The following is a 20,969-nucleotide window of genomic DNA, read 5'->3' on the forward strand; positions in this document are numbered from 1 at the left end:
CCTGTTGGCATTTCGAAATTGCAACTCACTCGCAATCTCGTTAAGGGGCGGCAAATTCCCGCACCCGATGGAGATAATATGCGACCCCTGTTGATGCTTACGACCGCCATAGCGGCGTTGTCCGCCCCCGCTGCGCACGCGCTGGAGGCCGACGCCGGTGACGATCAGACGATCCTCGTCGTCGGCAAGTCGCAGGGTTATCAGGCGGTCGATTCGGTCACAGCAACCAAGACCGACACGCCGCTGATCGACGTACCGCAGAGCGTCACCGTCGTGACGCGCGAGCAGCTCGACGATCAGGCGCACCACAGCATCGGCGACGTGCTGCGCTATATCCCCGGCACGACGATCGGCCAGGGCGAAGGCAATCGCGACCAGATTACGCTGCGCGGCCAGAACACGACTGCCGACTTTTTCCTCGATGGCGTGCGCGACGACGTCCAATATTATCGCAATCTCTACAACATCGAACGCGTCGAAATCCTCAAGGGGCCCTATGCGCTCATCTTCGGGCGCGGTGGCGGCGGCGGGATCGTCAACCGCGTGCAGAAGGCGCCGAGCGCCGAGCGCGCCTTTGTCGGCGCTGCGGGTTCGGTCAACAGCTTCGGCGCATGGGACGTGTCGACCGACATCAACGCACCTCTGTCCTCAAACGCAGCTTTCCGCATCAACGGCTTCTACGAGGAACTCGACAATCACCGCGATTATTTCGACGGCAAGCGCTACGCCGTAAACCCCTATGCTGGGGTCGAATTCGCACCCGGCTGGAAGGCGGGGCTCAGCTATGAATATGTGAAGGACGACCGCGTCACCGACCGCGGCATCCCCGCGCTCGCCTGCGCGCAGCCTTGCACGCCCGGGCCGCTCCCCGGCCACCGCGACACCTTCTTCGGGGTTCCCGGCGTCAACCGCACAGGCATCGAGGCGCATATCGTCAAGGCGCGGCTCGACGGCGAGCTTGCGGACAATCTGCAATGGTCGTCGACCTTGCTCTATGGCGACTATGACAAATTTTACACGAACATCTATGCCAATGGCGCGGCGACGGCGCCCGACGGCACGGTAGCGCTGTCGGGCTATACCGACCCGACGAAGCGCGAAAATTTCATCGTCCAATCGAACTTCGTATGGGACGTCGCGCTCGGCGGGGTCGAGAACAAGATCCTGCTCGGCGTAGAATATGGCGAGCAGGATTCGCAGAACCAACGGCGCAACGCCGTGCTGTCGAGCGCTGCGCTCGATCTTTCCAACATCGTCTATCCGACTGTGACGTTCCCGACACTCGCGCGCAGCACCGAATCGACGGTCAAATTCTTCTCCGCCTATGCGCAGGACCAGATTGCGTTCGGCGAGCATGTCGACCTGGTCGTCGGGCTGCGCTTCGACCGTTTCGACATCGCGGGTACAGACTTCATCCCCGATCCCGACCGCAATTTCGCGCGGGTCGATGAAAAAGTCTCGCCGCGCGTCGGGCTGATCGTCAAGCCGCGGGAAAATATCTCGATCTATGGCAGCTACAGCCAGTCGTTCCTGCCGCGGTCGGGCGACCAGTTTCTGTCGCTGTCGACGACGCAGCAAAATCTCGCGCCCGAGAAATTCACCAATTACGAGATTGGCGCCAAATGGGATGTCCGCCCGGGGCTGAGCGCGACGCTCGCGCTGTTCCAGCTCGACCGCACCAATGCGACGACGCCTGATCCGGCGAACCCCGCCAACTCGATCAACGTCGGCGAGACGCGCACCAAGGGCATCGAGGTCGGCCTGGTCGGCCAGATCATGCCGGGTTGGCAGGTGAGCGGCGGCTATTCCTACCAGGACGCAAAGCTGCGCGGGAACGACTTCGTGCGGCTAGGCCAGACGCCGCGCCACCAGCTTGCGCTGTGGAACCGCTATGATTTCGACCGCCGGGTCGGCGTCGGCGTCGGGGTGATCCACCAGTCAAGCCAGTTCGCCGCGATCCGCACCTCGGCAACGACGACGCGGCTGCCGTCCTTTACACGGTTCGACGCGGCGCTCTTCTTCGAGGCAAGCGAGCAGGTTCAGTTCCAGCTCAACGTCGAGAATCTGTTCGACACCGGCTATTTCGCCGACGCGCACAATAACAACAATATCTCGCCGGGGGCGCCGCTGAACGCGCGCTTCACCGCACGCGTCAAATTCTGACTGTCAGGGCGGGTAGCGCGCCGCGCGCTCTACCCGCCCGGCAGCAGCAGGCTCGCGTCGCCGTAGCTGTAGAAACGATAGTCGCTCGCGATGGCGTGCGCATAGGCAGCCTGCATCGTCTCGAGCCCCATCAACGCGCTCACCAGCATGAAGAGCGTCGAGCGCGGCAGGTGAAAATTGGTCATCAGCCCGTCGATCGCTTTGAAACGATATCCCGGCGTGATGAAGATCGCGGTGTCGCCCTCGAACGGCGCGATTGTGCCGTCGTCGCGCGCGGCGCTTTCCAGCAGGCGCAGGCTGGTCGTGCCGACCGCAATCACGCGCCCGCCGGCGGCGCGCACGGCATTGAGCCGTCCGGCAGTGGCGGCGTCGATCCGCCCCCATTCGGCGTGCATGACATGATCGTCGGTATCGTCGGCCTTTACCGGCAGGAAGGTGCCCGCGCCGACGTGCAGCGTCAGCGTTTCGCTGGCTATCCCGGCCGCTTTCAACGAGGCCAGCAACTCAGGCGTGAAGTGCAGCGCCGCCGTGGGGGCGGCCACGGCGCCGTCCTCGCGCGCGAACATCGTCTGATAGTCCGAGCGGTCGGCATCGTCGGTCGCGCGCTTGCCCGCGATATAGGGCGGCAGCGGCATCGTCCCGGCACGTTCGAGCAGCACTTCGACCGGTTCTTCGCCGCCAAAGGCGAGCACGAAGCTGCCGTCGGGCAGGCGATCCTCGGCCACGGCCGCGACGCCCTGGCCGAAATCGACCGTCTCGCCGACGCGCAGCCGCTTGGCGTTGCGGACGAACGCCTGCCAACGCCGCAGGTCGATGCGCTTGTGCAAGGTCGCGCCGATCCGCGCATCGCCGCGCTGCCCCTCGAGTTGCGCCGGGATTACGCGCGTGTCGTTGAAGACGAGGCAGTCACCGGCGCGCAACCGCTGCGGCAAGTCGGCGACGCGCGCGTCGGACAACGCATCACCTTCGACGACAAGCATGCGTGCCGCGTCGCGCGGCCGCGCGGGACGCAGCGCTATGCGTTCGGGCGGAAGGTCGAAATCGAAAGCGTCGACGCGCATGAAACCTCGCGCGGCGCCGCGATCAACGGATCGGCGCGTTGAGCTCGTCGATGCCGATTTGCGGCGCGGCCGGGGCCGGCTGCGCCTCGGTCAGCATCGCGGCCGGCGGCACCGGCTTGTCGTCGGCGGCCACCGAAACCTGAACCATGCGCGACATCACCGCCGGCGGCTCACCGCGATTGATGGCGTCGACATATTGCATTCCCGACACGACACGGCCGAACGCAGTATAGTTGCGGTCGAGCGTGAAGCGCGGCTGGAACATGATGAAGAACTGGCTGTTCGCGCTATTCTCTGCCTGCGCGCGCGCCATCGAGACAGTGCCGCGCAGGTGCGGCGTGGGATTGAATTCGGCTTCGAGGTCGGGAAGCTCCGATCCCCCCTGCCCCGTCGCGGTGGGATCGCCCGTCTGCGCCATAAAGCCGTCGATGACGCGGTGGAACTTCACGCCGTCATAAAATCCCGCGCGCGCAAGCTGTTTGACCCGCGCCACATGGTTCGGGGCGACATTGGGGTAAAGCTGGATGACCACACGCCCGCCCGTCGAAAGGTCGAGGTTGAGCATATATTCCGGATTGCCGATATATTGGTCGGGGGTCATCGCGGGCGCAGCCTCGCCCGTCGCCTCGGCCGCCTGCTCTGCCGGCGCCGCGTCCTGCGCCGCCACCGGCGCGGCAAAAGCGAGCGCCATCGCGGTCAGGGCCAGGGGGCGGAATGTGAATGTCATGCTGGATCGGCCTCTTGTTTGATACGTGGTTTGCGCCCCGTTTGGCGCGCCCTAGCGGGAAAAAGCTGAACGCTCAATGATTGGCATCGGTCGCGATGTCAAAGCTCGCCCTGGCGCAACCCGCGTTCGGCGATGCGCGTCTCGACCGCCGCGCGCACCGCGGGCGTCACGAATTTGTGAATGTCTCCGCCGAAGATCGCGATCTCCTTGACCAAGCGCGACGCAATTGGTTGCAGGCTGACATCGGCCATCAGGAATACCGTTTCGACGCGGTTGTTGAGCTGCTGGTTCATCCCCGCCATCTGATATTCATATTCAAAGTCGGCGACGGCACGCAGCCCGCGAACGATGATCCCCGCGCCTTCGCGTTCGGCAAAATCCATCAGCAGCGAATTGAAACCGACGACGCGGATATCGCCGTCGATGCCCGCGACTTCGCTCTTCACCATCGCGATGCGCTCGTCGTCGTCGAACATCGGCGATTTCGCGATGTTGGTGGTAACGCCGACGATCAGCTGGTCGACGAGCTTCGCCCCGCGCCGGATGATGTCCATGTGGCCGAGCGTGATCGGATCGAACGTCCCCGGATAAACCCCCACCCGCATCAATGGTCCCTTTCCACCACATAGGCCGCGATCGCGCGCAACAGCGCGGCTTCGTCGCCATAGCCCGACAAATGCGCGATGGCCTGCTCGACAAGAAGCCCTGCCTGTTCGCGCGCGCGTTCGATTCCCATCAACGTGACGAAGGTCGCCTTGCCCGCGGCTTCGTCCTTGTGGAGCGCCTTGCCGGCGAGCGCCTCGTCGCCTTCGACGTCCATGATGTCGTCGGCGATCTGGAAAGCGAGGCCGATGTCGCGCGCATAGCCGCGCAGCGGGATGCGTCCGTCGGGGGGGATGCGCGCCAGGATTGCGCCGGCCTCGACCGAAAAGGCGATCAGCGCACCGGTCTTGAGTTGTTGAAGCCGCGTGACCGTCGGCAGGTCGAAATCGGCGGTTTCGGCGGCGAGGTCCATCATCTGCCCCCCCGCCATCCCCGCCGGACCGGCGGCGCGCGCCAGTTCGCGCACCAACTCGCTGCGGACGAAAGGATCGCTGTGCGTCGCCGGATCGACAAGCCATTCGAAAGCGAGTGCGTGCAGCGAATCGCCCGCAAGCACCGCCGTCGCCTCATCAAAGGCGCGGTGAACGGTCGGCTTGCCGCGACGCAGATCGTCGTCGTCCATGCACGGCAAATCGTCGTGGATCAGCGAATAGACATGCATCGCCTCGACCGCCGCGCCGACGCGCAAGCTCAGCGCGCGATCGACATGGAACAGGTCGCCTGCGGCGCGCACGAGCAAGGGGCGAAGCCGTTTGCCCCCCGCGATCGCTGCGTGACGCATCGCCTCGTACAGTCGCGCGCGCGGATCGGCGGGCACGGCGAGCCAGCGCTCGAACAAATCGTCGACACCCGCCGCGACGTCGGCCTGCGCCGCGCGGACCCGCATCGCGGCACTGGCCGTTTCGCCGTCGATCCGCACCGTCATGCGGTCAGCTTTCGCCGAAGGGGGTGGTTCCGGCAGGCTGGCCGTCGGCGCCCAGACTGACCTGCTCGATCCGCGCCTGCGCTGCCGCTAGCCGCGCTTCGCAATGCTGGCGAAGCGCGTGCCCGCGCTCATAGAGCGCCACCGATTCCTCAAGGCTCACATCGCCGCTTTCGAGGCGGCGCACGATTGTCTCAAGCTCGCCCATCGCGGCTTCGAACGACAGCTTGGAAATGTCCGCTTCAGGGGTGTCCGTCATGCCCATGCTTTGGCCCCTTCGCCCCCGTGCGGTCAAGCTTGACGTCGCGCCGCCCTGCTTTAGCCTTTGAGGTCCATCGCATAGAGGAGACATTGGGATGGCTCTGCAGACAATAGCGGCCTTTGGCGCCACCGCGATCATCTTCGGCCTGCTCGATGCCCTCTGGCTGACGCGCGTCGGCCCCAGGCTTTACCGTCCCGAAATCGGCGAATTGCTGATGGACGGCTGGCGCCCGGTACCGGCGCTGGTCTTCTATGGGCTCTATATGGTCGGCATCCAGATCTTCGCGATTGGCCCCGCGCTGGCGGCGGGGAAATGGCAGGTCGCGGCGCAGTGGGGGGCGTTGTTCGGCTTCTTTTGTTACATGACCTACGACCTGACCAATCACGCGACGATGAAGATCTGGTCGCTCAAGATCACCGTGCTCGACATAATCTGGGGCAGCTTTGCGACGGGCTTTGCTGCCGGAGCGGCAGCTTGGCTTGTGCTCACATTCCTGCCGCGCGGCGGCTGAGGGGTTCGCTGCGCTGCAATCGCGATTCGGTTTTTTGCAATTGCTGACGCGAGACGAGCGCGTCATGTTGCATCGCACAATAAAGAGGGGCTTAAAGGCAAGTTTTGTTCAATCAGACAAGGACTTGCACCATGAAAACGATCATTCTGGCCGTATCGGCTCTCGCGACGCTGACGTCCGCCGCCGTCCATGCCAAAGACCCCGACGTCAAGCGGTTCGAGCATGGCGGAAATGTCTATAGCTATACGGTTACATCGACCGACAACGGGCGCGTCATCGAAGGCGTCGAGGAAAAGACGGGCAAGCCGTTCACCCTGCGCGTCGGCAAGCACCGCGTCCGCGGCACCGTCGGGTCGCAGCAGGTCAGCTTCACGCTGCGCGACGTCAAGCCGCTCGACAAGCCCGCGACGACGCTCGCCTCGCGCTGATCGTCGATTTTCGGACCCCATGTGCCACGCGACAGGCACATGGGGTCTGTTCGTTTCGCGCGCGCGCGGCTAAAGGCGCGCCATGACTCAGACTGCAACCGCGCCCGCCTCCGTCATCACCCCCGAGATCGTCGCCGAACACGGCCTCTCGCCGGAAGAATATGAGCGCGTGCTCCACGCGCTCGGGCGCGAGCCGAACCTTGTCGAGCTTGGCATTTTCTCGGTCATGTGGTCCGAGCATTGCAGCTACAAAAGCTCGCGCATCCATTTGAAGAAACTGCCGACCGAGGCGCCGTGGGTGATCTGCGGTCCCGGCGAGAATGCCGGCGTCATCGACATCGGCGAAGGCCCCGAGAGCAAGAAGCTCGCCGCGATCTTCAAGATGGAGAGCCACAACCACCCGAGCTACATCGAACCCTATCAGGGCGCGGCTACGGGCGTCGGCGGCATTTTGCGCGACGTCTTCACCATGGGCGCGCGCCCGGTCGCGAACCTCAACGCGCTGCGCTTTGGCCGCCCCGACCATCCGAAGATGCGTCACCTGATCTCGGGCGTCGTCCACGGCATCGGCGGCTATGGCAATTGCGTCGGCGTGCCGACCGTCGGCGGCGAGGTCAATTTCCACAAAGCCTATGACGGCAATATCCTCGTCAATGCGATGACAGTCGGCGTCGCCGAGCAGGACAAGATCTTCTATTCGGCGGCCTCGGGCGTCGGCAATCCGATCGTCTATGTCGGGTCCAAAACCGGCCGCGACGGCATCCACGGCGCGACGATGGCGTCGGCCGACTTCGGCGAGGATGCCGAGGAAAAGCGCCCGACGGTGCAGGTCGGCGATCCCTTCACCGAAAAATTGCTGATCGAGGCGTGCCTCGAGCTGATGGCGTCGGACGCGATCGTCGCGATCCAGGACATGGGCGCAGCCGGGCTTACGTCATCGTCGGTCGAAATGGCGTCGAAGGGCGGCGTCGGCCTCCACCTCAAGATGGACGATGTGCCGCAGCGCGAGACGGGCATGACAGCCTATGAGATGATGCTGTCGGAAAGCCAGGAGCGGATGCTCATGGTCCTGAAGCCCGGCAAGGAAGACTTCGCCAAGGCGATCTTCGAGAAATGGGAACTCGACTTCGCGGTCATCGGCACCGTCACCGACACCGGCCGCATGGTGCTCGAACATCATGGCGAGATCGTCTGCGACATCCCGCTCGCCCCGCTCGCCGACGATGCCCCGCTCTACGACCGGCCGCACGTTCCGACGCCGAAGCAGGCCGACCTCACCAACGTCCCCGAAACCTCGGACGTCGCGGCCGACCTCAAGGCCCTGATGGGCACCCCTGACATCGCGAGCCGTCGCTGGATCTGGGAGCAATATGACAGTCAGGTCGGCGGCGATACCGTGCAGACCGGCGGCGACGCCGCGCTCGTCCGCATCCACGGGACGAACCGCGCGCTGGCGATGAGCACCGACTGCACCCCGCGCTATTGCTACGCCGACCCGTTCGAGGGCGGCAAGCAGGCGGTCGCCGAAACATGGCGCAACATCAGCGCGGTCGGCGCGACGCCGCTCGCGATCACCAACTGCCTGAACTTTGCGAACCCGCAGCGCCCCGAGATCATGGGGCAGATCGTCGGCTGCCTCGACGGCATGGCTGCGGCGTGTCGCGCGCTCGACTATCCGATCGTCTCGGGCAACGTCAGCCTCTATAACGAGAGCAAGGCGACCGGCGGCGGCAGCGCGATTCTGCCGACCCCCGCAATCGGCGGCGTCGGCGTGATCGACGATCTGTCGAAGGCCGTCGGCATCGGCTTCAAGCAAACCGGCGACATCGTGCTCGCGGTCGGCGAACGCATGGGGCACCTCGGCCAGTCGGCGTGGCTGCGCGAAATCCACGGACGCGAGGAAGGCCCGCCGCCGCCGGTCGACCTGAAGGCCGAAAAGCGCACGGGCGACTTCATCCGTGCGAGCATCAATGCCGGCTGGATAACGGCGTGCCACGACGTCTCCGACGGCGGCGTAGCGGTGACGCTCGCCGAAATGGCGCTCAAGTCGAACATCGGCGTTCTCGTGAGCGAAGAACAGCCGTTCGGTGTCGCCGAAAGCTTCTTCGGCGAGGATCAGGGGCTTTATCTCGTCACCGTCTGCGACACCTGCCTCGCCGATTTCCTCGACGCCGCAGGCCGCGCGGATGTGCCGGTCGACCCGCTCGGCCGCACGATCAGGGACCGGATCGTCTTCGAACTGCCCGAGAGCGACCATCAGGTGACGCTCGCGGAACTGCGCGAGGCATATGAAGGGTTTTTCCCGAAGCTGATGGGGGCGGATGCGGCGCTGGCTTAGTATCCTCACCTCATCATTCCGGCGAAGATGGATGAATTGCGGAAAGGATAAGGCGATGAGCACCCACATCGGCATCGGCGGCTGGACCTACGAACCATGGCGTGCGACCTTTTACCCGCCGAAGCACCCGCAGAAACGCGAACTCGAATATGCCGGCGAGCATCTGACGGGCATCGAGATCAACGGCACCTATTATGGCAGCCAGAAGCCCGAAAGCTTCGCGAACTGGGCGGCATCGGTCCCCGACGGGTTCAAGTTCAGCGTCAAGGCGTCGCGTTTCTGCACCAACCGCAAAATACTCGCCGACGGCGCGGCATCGGTCGAGAAATTCCTGACGCAGGGACTGACACGGCTCGGCGACCGGCTCGGTCCGATCCTCTGGCAGTTCATGGCCACCAAGAAATTCGAGCGCGACGATTTCGCGCGCTTCCTCGACCTGCTTCCGGAATGTCAGGACGGGCTGCCGTTGCGCCACGCGCTCGAGGTGCGCCACGAAAGCTTTCGCGATGCTGCCTTCGTCGACCTCGCGCGCGAGCGGAACGCGGCTATCGTCTTTGCCGACAGCGACGAATTTCCGTGCATCGACGAGCAGACTGCCGACTTCACCTATGCGCGGCTGCAGCGCAGCACCGACGATGTCGCAACCGGCTATGACGATGGCGCGCTAGATCATTGGGCGGGCCGCGCGCGCGAATGGGCCGCGAACGGGCGCACCGCCTATGTCTTCTTCATTTCCGGCGCGAAGGTCCGCAACCCGGCAGCCGCGCAGGCGCTGCTCGCGCGATTGCAACCGAGCGGCTGAGCCTCAGGCCGCCTTCGCGAGCTGCGGTGGTGTCGCCGCTTCAGCCGCCTTCTGCCCTAACAGGTCATATGGGTCGATGCCGTCGGCGCGCATCATCGCGTGGACCTGCTTATAGGTCGCTGGCTCGGCGATCCCAAGCCGCGCGCGCGCGACGTCGAGCGGTTCGGCAAGCAGCGCGGCAATATCCTGATGCGCAATCGGCTGCGCGGCGCGGCCGATGCGCTGGCCTTCGCGGACGGCGGCATAGATCGGATAGCGATTTCCGAATCCCTTGCGGATTTCGCGCGCGCCCGCCCAGGCGATAAACAGCGTGCCCCAACTCGGGTTCTGGCTGTAGGAAAAGGCGAGCACGCATTGTTCGCCCAATGCGTCGCGGCCATAGCCGGTCAGGATATGGAACAGGTCGTGCGTGTCGCGCAGCCGGTTGCCATAGAGTTCGAGCATATCGTCGTAGCGCGGCTGGCCGCGGCGGAATTTGTCGAATTCATCGACGAGCCCCTGCGCCGTCAACCCCTCGCGCTCCATGAAATCGACATAAGTGCGCCCGACGCTGCCCTCGGGCAGCTTGCGCAGCGCATCATGATTGTCGAGCATCGCCGGGAGGTAGGGGCGCTCGGCCAGCTGCTTCTGTCCCTCGGGCGTCGCAAAAAACGCCTGCGTCGCCTTTTCGAAGCGGCGGTCGCGCAGCGCCTCGATGATGTGGAAGACCTGTTCGGTGTCTTCCTTGTCCGCGATCAGCTTGCGGAAATGGCGCCACGCCTTGAGCGGGCGGAATCCGGTGTCGGTGCGATCGGGATGGGAGAGCGGGATAGTGGTCATGGTGAACCTCTTCAGCGAATCCTTGCAATATCCCGATAGCATTACTGACATAAATGTCAATATAGCATGAACGCGCTGGTCCAGTCGAAAGCGGCACGCTACACCCGCGGCATGAAGCCGCACGCGACGATCCCCTATACCGCCCTCCCCGCCATGTCCGATGCCGAGCGGATCGCCGCCGCCGAGGCGTTTCGCGACCATGTTGGCAAACGCCGTACCTGTCGCATGTTCACCGATGCGCCTGTACCGCGCGCCGTGATTGCGGCGGCGATCGAAGCCGCGGGAACCGCGCCTAGCGGCGCGAACCACCAGCCCTGGCATTTTGCCGCGATATCCTCGCCCGAGGTGAAGCACCGCATCCGCCTCGCAGCCGAGGAAGAGGAAGCGGCCTTTTATGCGAGCCGCGCCGGACAGGAATGGCTCGAAGCGCTCGCGCCGCTCGGGACCGACGAGGACAAGGGATTTCTCGATTTGGCGCCGTGGCTGATCGTCGTGTTCGGTCAACGGCGCGGCGGCATCGAGCCCGGCGAATCGCGGCAGAATTATTATGTCACCGAAAGCGTCGGGATCGCGTGCGGACTGCTGCTCACCGCGCTCCACAACGCCGGGCTCGCGACGCTGACGCACACACCCTCGCCGATGGGGTTCCTGCGCGACATTTGCGGGCGCCCCGCCAACGAAAAGCCGCTGATGCTGGTTGTCGCCGGACACCCTGCGCCCGACGCAACGGTGCCCGTTCACGCGACGCGCAAAAAGCCGCTCGATCAGATCGCATCTTGGCTGTAGCATTGCAATAACACAGCCGGAGAACGCCATGTCTGCCACCACCGCGCCCGCATCGACCCGCCTCGTGACGCTCGACGCGCTGCGCGGTTTTGCAGTGATGGGCATCCTTGCGATGAATATCGTCGCCTTTGCAATGCCCGAGATGGCCTATCTTTCGCCCAAAGCCTTTGGCGGCACGTCGCCAAGCGATATTGCGGCATGGGGATTTGGTTTCCTGCTGGTAGACGGCAAGATGCGCGGCCTCTTTTCGATCCTGTTCGGCGCAAGCATGTTGTTGATCGTCGATCGCGCGGACGCGCGCGGAAACAACCCTCGGTCGGTCCATTATCGTCGGATGTTCTGGTTGGCGGTCTTTGGGCTGTGCCACTATTTCTTCATCTGGTGGGGTGACATTTTGTTCCTCTATGCCGCGGTTGGCTGCGTCGCATTCGGCTTCCGGCGCTGGGAGGCGCGGCGGCTGATCAAATGGGCTCTCGGCCTCTATACTTTGGGCGTTGTCCTGACATCGCTGTTCTTCGGCGCACAGCTCGCCGTCGCGAGCGCCGCCGATGATCCGACCTCGCCGTTTGTCGAAGCGGGGCGCGAAGTCCGCGCCGAATATGCCAAGATCGACCGGGAGGCGATCGACGAGGTTGCACTCTATCGCGGCGGATATGCCGCGATCGTCGACGAGCGACTGGGGAATGCCGTCAATCCTTTCATCGGCGTCATAATGATGATGCTCGAAACGCTCCCGATGATGATGCTGGGCATGGCGCTGTTCCGAAACGGGTTCCTGACCGGCGACTGGACCACCGACGCCTATCGGCGGATCGTCTGGCGCTGGCTGCCGCCGGGCACAGTGCTGACATTGATCGTCGCATGGCTCCAATGGCGTTCGGGCTTTGATTATATCGTGGCGGTCAACGCCTTTTTGGCGTGGGCGGCGCCGGGCCGGTTGATGATGACGATTGCTTATGCCGCGCTGCTGTTGCTGCTGGTCCGGCGCTACGCCGACAGCGGCGGCATCGCGCGTGTCGCGGCTGCCGGACGGACGGCATTTTCAAACTACCTCGGCACCAGCATCGTGATGACGACGATCTTCTATGGCTATGGGCTCGACCTGTTTGGCCAGGTCGATCGCTGGACGCTCTATTTATTCTGCATCGGAATGTGGGCGGTCATGCTGCTGTGGTCGAAGCCCTGGCTCGACCGCTTCGCCTATGGCCCGCTCGAATGGCTGTGGCGCACGCTCGCCCGCGGAAGCCTGCAGCCGATGCGCCGCGTTCCGGGATTTCAGTAGCTGACGGCGCGCCCGAAGGTCGTCGGGCGGCGCTGGACGAGCGGGTTCGCTTCGCGCTCGAGCGCGCCTAGCGTTTCTTCGAACAATGCGCGCAGGCCGACGACGCGCGGCAGATATTCCTCGGGGCTGACCTGTGCCTCGACGCAGCGCCGCGCAAACATTTCGATATCCTCGGACAATTGGCCCAGGCGTTCGGCACCGAACTGACGCGCTTCGCTTTTCAGCGTGTGCGCCGGCATGACGAGACCCCGCGCATCACGGGCGCGCATCGCCTCTTCGATCGCCGCGACCGACTTGGTCCCGTCCTCGCGAAAATAGCCCAGAATCCGCACAAACGCCGCACCCAACTGCGCGCGCGTCGCACGAAATTCATCCCAATCGACCAGGATTTCGTCCAATGTTGCGTCCCTCGGTGTTCAAGTCGGTCTTGGTCCCGACATGGGTGATGCCAAAAGGGGGTAAAAAAGAGGTTACGCGGAGGCTCTCCGAACGCCGAAGCCGTCCCGTTTCGGGTCAGTCGCGCCGGACGCGCCAACGCCCCTCGCCCTCGGCATCGCTGCGCAGCTCCACGCGCCAGCCATGTTCGGCGGCCAGCGCCGCAACTTCGCGGCCCGCTTGCGGATCGTCGGCGAGCAGCAGCACGTCGCGCGCGTCGCGCATCGCGCGTGCAAGGCGGAGCGCCGGCCAGGGGCAGCGCATCCCGCGTGCATCGACGGTCAACGCGGCGGCATCACTCGTCATAGGGGTTGCGCGCGTTGCGGAAATTGAGGCGCACGGGCACGCCCTGGAATCCCAGCTCCTTACGCATCCCGTTGACCAGATAGCGTTCATAGCTGCCCGGCAATGCATCGGTGCGCGTCCCGAAAACCACGAAGGTTGGCGGCCGCGTCCGTGCCTGTGTGATATAGCGCAGCTTGATCCGCTTGCCGCCCGGCGCCGGTGGCGGGTTTGCCTCGACCGCGCGCTCGAACCAGCGGTTGAGCCGCGCGGTCGAGACGCGATTCGTCCAGATGTCGCGCTGTTCGAAGGCGACGCGCACCAGCGTGTCGATGCCCTTGCCGGTCGCGCCCGAAATGCTGAGCAGCGGCACGCCCTTGACCTGGCTCAGCCCGTCGTCGAGCGCGGCGCGCACGCCATTGAACAGCGATGACGGATCTTCGGCGACGTCCCATTTGTTGAGCGCGACGATCAACGCACGCCCTTCCTCTAGAACCTTGTCGGCGATGCGCAGATCCTGCGCCTCCAGCCCCTTGGTCGCGTCGAGGAGCAAGACGACGACCTCGGCGAAATCGACCGCGTGCAGCGCGTCGGCGACCGACAATTTTTCGAGCTTGTCCTGCACCTTTGCGCGCTTGCGCATGCCTGCGGTGTCGAAAAGCTGGATCGGGTGGATCTCGCCATTCTTCTCCCACTGCCAATCGACACGGATCGAATCGCGCGTGATTCCGGCTTCGGGACCGGTAATCAGTCGGTCTTCGCCGATCATCCGGTTGATGAGCGTCGATTTGCCCGCGTTGGGGCGCCCGACGATTGCGAGCTTGAGCGGCCCAAGCGGAGCATCCTCGTCCTCTTCCCGCTCTGCCGCCTCCTGCCCTTCCATGAACGGCTCGACGATCGGCCGGAGCGCGTCGAACAATTCCACGAGACCCTCGCCATGTTCGGCGCTGAGCGCGATCGGCGAATCGAAACCGAGCGCATAGGTTTCCATAAGGCCAGCCTCGCCCTGCTTGCCCTCTGCCTTGTTCGCGCAGAGGATGATCGGCGTGTCCTCGCTGCGCAGCCAGCGCGCGATTTCCTCGTCGAGCGGAGTGACGCCAGCGCGCGCATCCACCATGAACAGCGCGGCATCGGCCTCGCGCACCGCTTTTTCAGTCTGGACGCGCATGCGCCCGGGCAGCGTCGCCGCATCCTGATCCTCGAATCCGGCGGTGTCGACGATCAGGAATTCGAGTCCGAGCAGCTTTGCATCGCCCTCGCGCCGGTCGCGCGTAACGCCCGGCTGGTCGTCGACAAGCGCGAGGCGCTTGCCGACCAGCCGGTTGAACAAGGTCGATTTGCCGACATTGGGTCGGCCGACAATGGCGACCGTCGCGGATCGCGCCATCTTCTTATCCTATCTGTCGGCGAAGCCGTCCGCTCCGCCCCTGTTACCGCCAGGCGGTGATGCGCCCGTCGTCCGCCAGAATATAAAGCATGTTGTTCGCGACAACCGGCGACTGCGACAGCGACGATTTGAACTCGGTCGTTGCCAGCACGCTGCCGTCGGTCGGCGAAAATTCGGCCAACTGTCCTTCGCTGTTCACCGCGATCAGGCGGTTCCCGGCGAGGATCGGTCCCGTCCAGCGGATCGGGTCCTTTTTCTTCTTTTCGGTTTCGACGCGAAAGCGCGCGAGCTGTTGCAGCCAGCGGACGCGACCGGTGTTGCGCGCCACGCAGAGCAGCTTGCCGTCGTCAGTCATCGCATAGACCCACTCGCCGACCACGTAAGGCGTCGAAATTCCGGCGATCGAAATTTCCCAGCTGCGCTGGCCGGTGACAAGCTCATAGCTTGCCATGCGGCCGCCCTGACCGAGCGCAAAGACGCGCCCGCGATCGATGACCGGATCGGCATCGACGTCGGAGAGCGTCGAAACCGACAGCGCCATCGACGTGCGCGCCAGCGCGTCTTCCCACAGGTCGCGGCCATTTTCGTAGCGATAGGCCTGGACCTCACCCGACGAATAGCCCGCAACGATCGTGCCCTGCCCGGCGGCGGGCGAGCCCGCACCGAAGATGCTGCCCGCTTCGAGCGACGCCGTCGCCTGCCACTGCACCGCGCCGTTGGCGGCGTTGAGCGCGAAAATCTGATTGTCCTGGCTGATCACAAAGACGCCGCCGAATGCGATCGTCGGCGCGCCGCGCAGCGGACCTGCCGGTTTGACCTTCCAGATCACCGATCCGTCGGCGACATTGAGCGCGGCGACATCGCCGACGCCGCTCGTCGCATAGACGACATTGCCGTCGATCCCTGCTCCGCCGCCAAACAGCGAATCCTTGAAGTCCTTGCCGGTGCTGCCGATCGCGGTGCTCCAGAGCTTCGCGCCCGTGTCCGCTGCGAAAGCCGTGACGACCGCGTCGGTGTCGACAACGAACAGGCGATTATCGGCGACGACCGGCGACGAGGCCAGCCGCTGCTTCTTGGTGTTGCCAGCGATGCTCGCCTGCCAAACCTGGCTGCGCGCCGCGCCAAGCGCCGGGTGCCCCATCGACTTCGACGCATTGCCACCCGACTGTGCCCAAGCGGCATTCACCACAGGCTCGGGCAGGACGACTGCGATGCCCGCAGTGGCCGGATCGACCTTGATGCTGTTGTCGTTCGACAGGATCGAAACGCGCTCGCCGACCGTTGGCGTTCGCGGCCCGCCGTCGCCTTTGAGAGCGCCGCACGCAGCGAGCGGCAGCGCGATGAGGGCAGTCGTCAATATCTTGAGCTTGGTCCGCATTTATTCGGCATCCCCATTCGTTGAAGGCGTCGTGGCGCCCTTCGTGTCGGTTCCCGCTTCAGCCTTTGCGCTGTCCTCGGCGCGGTCGGCGACCGCATCGACGCCGAGCATGCCCGCCATCTGGACGCTGCGCGACTGCAGCGATTTCGGAATATCGTCGAGTTTCGCAATCTGGCCATAAAGCGCACCGGCGCGGTCATATTGGCCGAGCTGATAATGCGCGATCGCGCTGAGTTCGGCGGCGCTCGCGAACCAGCTCGAGGCCGGGTCCTTGGCATCGACCATCGGCTTCATGCGCGCGATTACCGCCTCGGGCTTCAGCGTGTCATATTCGAAAACCGTTTGACGGATGCGCGCGAGGTCGCGGAGCGCCGGATCGACGTCGGCATCGCCCGCCAGCGTTGCCATCATCGCGGCAGCGCCCTTCAGGTCGCCGGCCTCGGCCTTCATATTCGCCTGTTGAATGAGCGCCGCCGCGCGGTAGGCGCCCTCGCCGCTGGCTTCGAGTGCCTTGAGCTCGCTCGTCGCCGCCTGCGGCTGTCCGCTGCTCAGCTTTTCAAATGCGGCGAGAAGTTCTTCGGCTTTTTCTCCGCGCACGCTGTCCTGATGATGCCCCCAGTACAGATAGCCGCCAAAGGCCAACAGCCCTGCGACCGCCACGCCGACGACCCAGCGGCCATAGCGCTGCGCGAAGGATTGCAGCTGGTCCTTGCGAACCGCTTCATCGACTTCCTGCAACAGGGCCGAATTATCTGTCGGGCTCAGCGCCAATCAAACCTCCATCCAACACAAGGGCCGCAAGGCCGGCCGACTCCTTAGCGACGGCGCCCGCAAAGGCCAAGCGATTCACTTGTCCCTCAGCCGCAACGTCAAATCCTGTCGGCTTTAACGTCAACCGGCGTAAATCTGTTCCTCTGTCGGGAATGAACGGGACCTGACCTGATCCGCATATTCCTTGACCGCGTCGGTAACGACATCGGCCATATTGCCATAGCGCTTCACGAATTTGGGGACGCGTTCGAACATGCCCAGCATGTCGTCGGTAACGAGGACCTGGCCATCGCATTGCGCCGACGCGCCGATCCCGATGGTCGGGCATGCCACCTTGTTGGTGATTTCGACAGCGATCGATTCGAGGACGCCCTCGATGACGATCGAAAAGGCACCGGCTTCGGCGACCGCAACGGCATCGTCGACGATCGAGCGCGCCTCCTCGTCGCTCTTGCCGCGTACGCCATAACCGCCGAGGATATTCACCGCCTGCGGCGTCAGCCCGACATGGCCCATCACGGGGATGCCGCGCTGGGTCAGGAACTCGATCGTCGGCGCGAGTACCTTGCCGCCCTCGACCTTCACCGCGGCCGCGCCGGTTTCTTTGAGCAGGCGCGCGGCATTGTCAAAAGCGTGCTGGGGGCTGCCCTCATAGCTGCCGAAGGGCATGTCGACGATCACGGCGGCATGAAAACTGCCACGGACGACGGCGGCGCCGTGCAGCGCCATCATGTCCATCGTCACACCGACGGTATGCGGCATGCCATAGATGACCTGCGCCAGCGAATCGCCGACGAGCAGCATGTCGCAATGCGGATCGAGCAGTTGCGCCTGCCGCACCGTATAGGCGGTGAGCATGACGATCGGCTCGCCGCCCTTGCGCTGGCGGATACGCGGAACGGTCAGCCGCTTCATCGGCTTGGGCGTGGGATTGGCGCGGCTCGTCGAGGTGTCGAGCGTGAGCGTTTTCGGCGTCGTGGACATGGGGCGCGGGCTTAGCGGTTTATGTTGCGGCGCGAAAGGTTGGAGATTGACCGAGGTATATTATACTTGACTCGATGTTCGATATTTTTTACATGATGTATATCAAAGAATGCATGGAGGTTCGGATGTCCTTTCGCGAAAAGACCCACTGGGTCGCGCTTGTCGCGTTGCTCGGCGCCTTTGGATGGTATTTCGCCAATTATCCCTGGAGCATCGTCGATACGCGCGCGGGCGTCTATGCCGCGGTCGGGATGCTGATTCCGGTCACCATCATCTTCCTCATACCGATGGTCATCGGTTCGGCGTGGTTCGCTATCCGATCGCCCAAAGAGGCCAATCTGAAGGAAGACGAGCGTGAAAAGACCATCCACATGCGCGGCACGCACCTCGCCTATTATCCGCTCGTGCTCGGTATCTGGGCCAATATCGTCGCGATGATCAACGGCAACAGCGGCGGCGTGATGCTCAACATTCTGCTCGCGACGCTCGTTGCTGCCGAACTCATCCGCGTCGGTTCGCAGCTTTATTACTACCGTCGGGGCTATTGAGAGATGGCGCGCCTTCCCTTCACCAACGACATCCGTACGCTGCGTTTCCTCAGCAACGAGATGACGCAGGGCGAACTCGGCGAGCGGGTCGGAGTTACGCGGCAAACGATCGCCGCGATCGAACAGGGCAAATATTCACCCTCGCTCGAGGTTGCCTTCCGCATCGCGCGCACCTTCGGCAAACCGCTCGAAGAGGTGTTTCAGTGGACCGAGCCGGAGAAATAATGGCTATCGGTCACGCACCGCTGGCACCGCTTCGCGCACATTGTCGCTGAACAGCCCGTCGATGCCGGTCGCCAGATAGGCACGGATCTCGCCCGCCAGATCGCCATGGCCGCCAGGACTGATCCCGCCCTTGTGGCCGAGCGGCAGGAAATAATTCTCGCGGCGAAAGGTCCAGGGATGGACCTTCAGCCCCGCGGCATGGGCGTCGCGCACCAGCGTCGTCGGCGATCCGAGCGACCCGAGCGCCGTGCGCGGGATTATCATTGTCTTGTTCGGTCCGATTCCGTCGGCATAGGCAGCAATCGCTTTCAGCCCCTCGGGCGACGCCATGGCGGCATAGCTCGTTCCGGGTATATCGGCCGGACCGCCTTCGGCTTCCATCAACTGGATCAGCGGCAGGTCGCTCTTCGCCCGCAGCGCCTTCAGATTGCCGACCTCGAAACTCTGAATGAACAGCGGCGCTGCGCGTCCGCGATAGCCATAAGCATCGAGGAGCGCGAGCAGCGGAGCTTCATGCGGCAAGCCGATCGATGCGAAATAGCTCGGGTGCTTGGTTTCGGGATAGACGCCGACGGGCGTTTCGCGCCCCATGTTCGCCTCGGCAAGGAAGGCGAGAATTTCTTCGAAAGTCGGCACGTCAAACGCGCCGTCACTGTCGGTCGAGCGCAATTGCGGAAGCCGCTCCTTCGCACGCAGCGTCTTGAGTTCGGCGAGCGTGAAATCTTCGGTGAACCAGCCGCTCACCTCGCGCCCGTCGATCGTCTTGGTCGCGCGGCGCGCGGCAAATTCGGGACGGTCGGCGACGTCGGTCGTTTCCGAAATCTCGTTCTCGTGCCGCGCGACGAGCACCCCGTCGCGGGTGAGCACGAGGTCGGGTTCGATGAAATCCGCGCCTTGCTCGATCGCCAGCTTGTACGCCGCAAGCGTATGTTCGGGACGTTCGCCCGACGCCCCGCGATGCGCGATGACGATCGCAGCCTTTCCGTCGAGGGTGGGTTGCGTTGCCATTTCGTCGTCAGTCGCGCACGCCGCGAGCAGCAGCGCGAGCGCCGCGGCGCACCGCGCGATCATTCGGCAAAGCGTGCCTGCCAGTCAGCTTCGGAAAAGCCGACGCTGACGCCGCGCTCCGATTCGACCACGGGCCGTCGGATCATCGCAGGCTGGTCGAGCATCAACCTCCTGGCCTTCGCGGCGTCGAGATCGGCCTTGTCGGCGTCGGACAGCTTGCGAAAAGTCGTTCCACTCTTGTTGAGCAGCTTTTCCCAACCCAGCGCGTCCATCCATCGCTGGAGCCGCGCGTCGTCGAGCCCGTCCTTGCGGAAATCATGGAACGCATGAGGGATGCCCGCCGCGTCGAGCCAACGCCGCGCCTTTTTCACAGTGTCGCAGTTGGGAATGCCGAAGATTGTCAGTGCCATGCGGCCGTCATAGCGACGCTCGCTCGGCAATGCGAGTGTTTGCGCTCGCCAATTTGCCGCGCAGCGCGCGTGCAAATCCCTCGTGCAGGCTCGCCGCGACGTCGGGATTGGCAGCGAGATAGGCTCGCAGTGCAGCGGCGGGAACGAACCACAAGCGCGCGTTGCTCGTCAGCACGACCGTTCCGGTCGCATTCGACCCGTCGATCACGGTCGCCTCGCCAATCAGCGCCCCGTCGGCAACCACTCCGACATCATTGCCATCGCGCTGGACCGACGCCGTGCCATCAGACAGGTAAAAGAGGCTGGGAGCCGCTTGATTCTCACGGATCAGCACTTCGCCCCGCCGCGCGGTAATCCAGTGCCCCTGATCGATGAGCGCGCGGGCCGTGGCAAGCGGCAACCCGTCGAAGTGCGCGCGGCGCAGTTCCTCTTCCTCGGGTGTGAATTTCACATGCGCGTCGCGCAGCCACAGACGCGCGATGAGTGCAAGGTTGACGATCAGGATCGCGAGTATCAGCAGCGTATAGCCGAGCCCCTGCCATCCGAATATCGCGACGGGCAATGCGAGGAGTGCGGCGACGGCGAGCCCCAGCCGGACGTGGTCGACGCGCGCGACCAAACTTGCCACAAGGAGCACAAGGAGTGCGCCATAGCCCAGCAAGGCAGGATCGAAGTTGGCCATAACAATTCTTTTTTGCGGCGAGACCCTGTTCGGGTCACTAATTCCATTACGTTACCGATTACCGAACGCCTTGACGTTTTCCCCGGAACATCCGCCACTTTCTGAAACAAACTAACATTTTCAGACAGGAAAGGAAAGCAATGCTGCCCAAACGG

At 64.1% G+C, this 20,969-nt stretch carries 24 protein-coding genes; 9 read left to right on the forward strand and 15 right to left on the reverse strand.

Going from position 1 to position 20,969, the window contains the following annotated elements:
• Positions 1-78: 78 nt before the first annotated feature.
• On the forward strand, positions 79-2,163 hold the full coding sequence (locus tag H7692_RS07205; RefSeq protein WP_227339965.1) for a TonB-dependent receptor: 2,085 nt from the start codon (positions 79-81) through the stop codon (positions 2,161-2,163).
• A 29-nt stretch (positions 2,164-2,192) separates the two neighbouring features.
• Here H7692_RS07205 and queA read toward each other — a convergent pair whose 3' ends face one another.
• From queA to H7692_RS07230, 5 genes are all read right to left on the reverse strand, one after another.
• Complete coding sequence (queA, locus tag H7692_RS07210; protein WP_201928990.1) at positions 2,193-3,224, reverse strand: tRNA preQ1(34) S-adenosylmethionine ribosyltransferase-isomerase QueA; 1,032 nt, start codon at positions 3,222-3,224, stop codon at positions 2,193-2,195.
• A 22-nt stretch (positions 3,225-3,246) separates the two neighbouring features.
• Positions 3,247-3,951 carry a peptidylprolyl isomerase gene (locus H7692_RS07215; RefSeq protein WP_222135521.1) on the reverse strand — a complete coding sequence of 235 codons (705 nt, stop codon included), beginning with the start codon at positions 3,949-3,951 and terminating at the stop codon, positions 3,247-3,249.
• A 98-nt stretch (positions 3,952-4,049) separates the two neighbouring features.
• A complete protein-coding gene (gene coaD, locus H7692_RS07220) occupies positions 4,050-4,556 on the reverse strand; it encodes a pantetheine-phosphate adenylyltransferase (RefSeq protein WP_201928988.1) in 507 nt (168 codons plus the stop codon).
• On the reverse strand, positions 4,556-5,479 hold the full coding sequence (locus tag H7692_RS07225) for a polyprenyl synthetase family protein (RefSeq protein ID WP_227339966.1): 924 nt from the start codon (positions 5,477-5,479) through the stop codon (positions 4,556-4,558). Before H7692_RS07225 ends, coaD begins: the two co-directional genes overlap by 1 nt.
• A gap of 4 nt (positions 5,480-5,483) precedes the next feature.
• A complete protein-coding gene (locus H7692_RS07230) occupies positions 5,484-5,735 on the reverse strand; it encodes an exodeoxyribonuclease VII small subunit (RefSeq protein ID WP_201928986.1) in 252 nt (83 codons plus the stop codon).
• 97 nt (positions 5,736-5,832) lie between these two features.
• Here H7692_RS07230 and H7692_RS07235 point away from each other — a divergent pair, with 97 nt between their 5' ends.
• From H7692_RS07235 to H7692_RS07250, 4 genes are all read left to right on the forward strand, one after another.
• Positions 5,833-6,249: a DUF2177 family protein gene (locus H7692_RS07235; RefSeq protein WP_222135520.1), complete on the forward strand. Its 417-nt coding sequence runs from the start codon at positions 5,833-5,835 to the stop codon at positions 6,247-6,249.
• A 131-nt stretch (positions 6,250-6,380) separates the two neighbouring features.
• A complete protein-coding gene (locus tag H7692_RS07240; protein WP_222135519.1) occupies positions 6,381-6,677 on the forward strand; it encodes a hypothetical protein in 297 nt (98 codons plus the stop codon).
• A gap of 82 nt (positions 6,678-6,759) precedes the next feature.
• Positions 6,760-9,015, forward strand: coding sequence for a phosphoribosylformylglycinamidine synthase subunit PurL (gene purL / locus H7692_RS07245; RefSeq protein ID WP_222135518.1), 2,256 nt, complete (start codon positions 6,760-6,762; stop codon positions 9,013-9,015).
• A 55-nt stretch (positions 9,016-9,070) separates the two neighbouring features.
• The gene (locus H7692_RS07250; protein ID WP_222135517.1) at positions 9,071-9,817 is read left to right on the forward strand and encodes a DUF72 domain-containing protein; all 747 of its coding nucleotides are present in this window, start codon (positions 9,071-9,073) and stop codon (positions 9,815-9,817) included.
• Between the two features lie 3 nt (positions 9,818-9,820).
• Here the strand turns inward: H7692_RS07250 and H7692_RS07255 are convergent, their stop codons facing one another.
• Positions 9,821-10,636, reverse strand: coding sequence for a ubiquinone biosynthesis protein COQ4 (locus H7692_RS07255; protein WP_222135516.1), 816 nt, complete (start codon positions 10,634-10,636; stop codon positions 9,821-9,823).
• A 111-nt stretch (positions 10,637-10,747) separates the two neighbouring features.
• On the opposite strand from H7692_RS07255, the gene H7692_RS07260 reads away from it, so the two are divergent.
• Complete coding sequence (locus H7692_RS07260; RefSeq protein WP_222136348.1) at positions 10,748-11,422, forward strand: nitroreductase family protein; 675 nt, start codon at positions 10,748-10,750, stop codon at positions 11,420-11,422.
• 28 nt (positions 11,423-11,450) lie between these two features.
• Positions 11,451-12,704, forward strand: a complete 1,254-nt coding sequence (locus H7692_RS07265; protein ID WP_222135515.1) for a DUF418 domain-containing protein — start codon at positions 11,451-11,453, stop codon at positions 12,702-12,704.
• Here the strand turns inward: H7692_RS07265 and H7692_RS07270 are convergent.
• From H7692_RS07270 to panB, 6 genes are all read right to left on the reverse strand, one after another.
• Positions 12,698-13,102, reverse strand: a complete 405-nt coding sequence (locus tag H7692_RS07270; RefSeq protein ID WP_201928979.1) for an Hpt domain-containing protein — start codon at positions 13,100-13,102, stop codon at positions 12,698-12,700. The two genes, H7692_RS07265 and H7692_RS07270, sit on opposite strands and share 7 nt — an antisense overlap.
• 115 nt (positions 13,103-13,217) lie before the next feature.
• Positions 13,218-13,445 carry a sulfurtransferase TusA family protein gene (locus tag H7692_RS07275; protein WP_201928978.1) on the reverse strand — a complete coding sequence of 76 codons (228 nt, stop codon included), beginning with the start codon at positions 13,443-13,445 and terminating at the stop codon, positions 13,218-13,220.
• Positions 13,435-14,808, reverse strand: coding sequence for a ribosome biogenesis GTPase Der (der, locus tag H7692_RS07280; RefSeq protein WP_222135514.1), 1,374 nt, complete (start codon positions 14,806-14,808; stop codon positions 13,435-13,437). The genes H7692_RS07275 and der overlap by 11 nt, the downstream gene beginning before the upstream one ends.
• Before the next feature lie 43 nt (positions 14,809-14,851).
• Positions 14,852-16,186 carry a PQQ-binding-like beta-propeller repeat protein gene (locus H7692_RS07285; RefSeq protein ID WP_201928976.1) on the reverse strand — a complete coding sequence of 445 codons (1,335 nt, stop codon included), beginning with the start codon at positions 16,184-16,186 and terminating at the stop codon, positions 14,852-14,854.
• Complete coding sequence (locus H7692_RS07290) at positions 16,187-16,957, reverse strand: tetratricopeptide repeat protein (RefSeq protein ID WP_201928975.1); 771 nt, start codon at positions 16,955-16,957, stop codon at positions 16,187-16,189.
• A gap of 120 nt (positions 16,958-17,077) precedes the next feature.
• On the reverse strand, positions 17,078-17,941 hold the full coding sequence (gene panB / locus H7692_RS07295; RefSeq protein ID WP_201928974.1) for a 3-methyl-2-oxobutanoate hydroxymethyltransferase: 864 nt from the start codon (positions 17,939-17,941) through the stop codon (positions 17,078-17,080).
• A 125-nt stretch (positions 17,942-18,066) separates the two neighbouring features.
• On the opposite strand from panB, the gene H7692_RS07300 reads away from it, so the two are divergent.
• On the forward strand, positions 18,067-18,489 hold the full coding sequence (locus tag H7692_RS07300) for a hypothetical protein (protein ID WP_222135513.1): 423 nt from the start codon (positions 18,067-18,069) through the stop codon (positions 18,487-18,489).
• Between the two features lie 3 nt (positions 18,490-18,492).
• Entirely contained in the window at positions 18,493-18,714 is a 222-nt protein-coding gene (locus tag H7692_RS07305; protein ID WP_201928972.1) for a helix-turn-helix transcriptional regulator, read from the forward strand.
• 3 nt (positions 18,715-18,717) lie between these two features.
• Here the strand turns inward: H7692_RS07305 and H7692_RS07310 are convergent, their stop codons facing one another.
• From H7692_RS07310 to H7692_RS07320, 3 genes are read right to left on the reverse strand one after another with little or no spacing between them, the layout of a single operon-like run.
• Positions 18,718-19,785: a glycerophosphodiester phosphodiesterase gene (locus tag H7692_RS07310; protein ID WP_390881082.1), complete on the reverse strand. Its 1,068-nt coding sequence runs from the start codon at positions 19,783-19,785 to the stop codon at positions 18,718-18,720.
• Positions 19,782-20,132 (reverse strand): ArsC family reductase, encoded by a 351-nt coding sequence (locus tag H7692_RS07315; RefSeq protein ID WP_201928970.1) that lies wholly within the window; start codon positions 20,130-20,132, stop codon positions 19,782-19,784. The genes H7692_RS07310 and H7692_RS07315 overlap by 4 nt, the downstream gene beginning before the upstream one ends.
• Positions 20,133-20,139: 7 nt before the next feature.
• On the reverse strand, positions 20,140-20,814 hold the full coding sequence (locus tag H7692_RS07320) for a Crp/Fnr family transcriptional regulator (RefSeq protein ID WP_222135512.1): 675 nt from the start codon (positions 20,812-20,814) through the stop codon (positions 20,140-20,142).
• Between the last annotated feature and the right edge of the window lie 155 nt (positions 20,815-20,969).

Origin of the sequence: Sphingopyxis sp. P8 (assembly GCF_020622175.1) — a bacterium.
GTDB classification, from domain to species: domain Bacteria; phylum Pseudomonadota; class Alphaproteobacteria; order Sphingomonadales; family Sphingomonadaceae; genus Sphingopyxis; species Sphingopyxis jiangsuensis.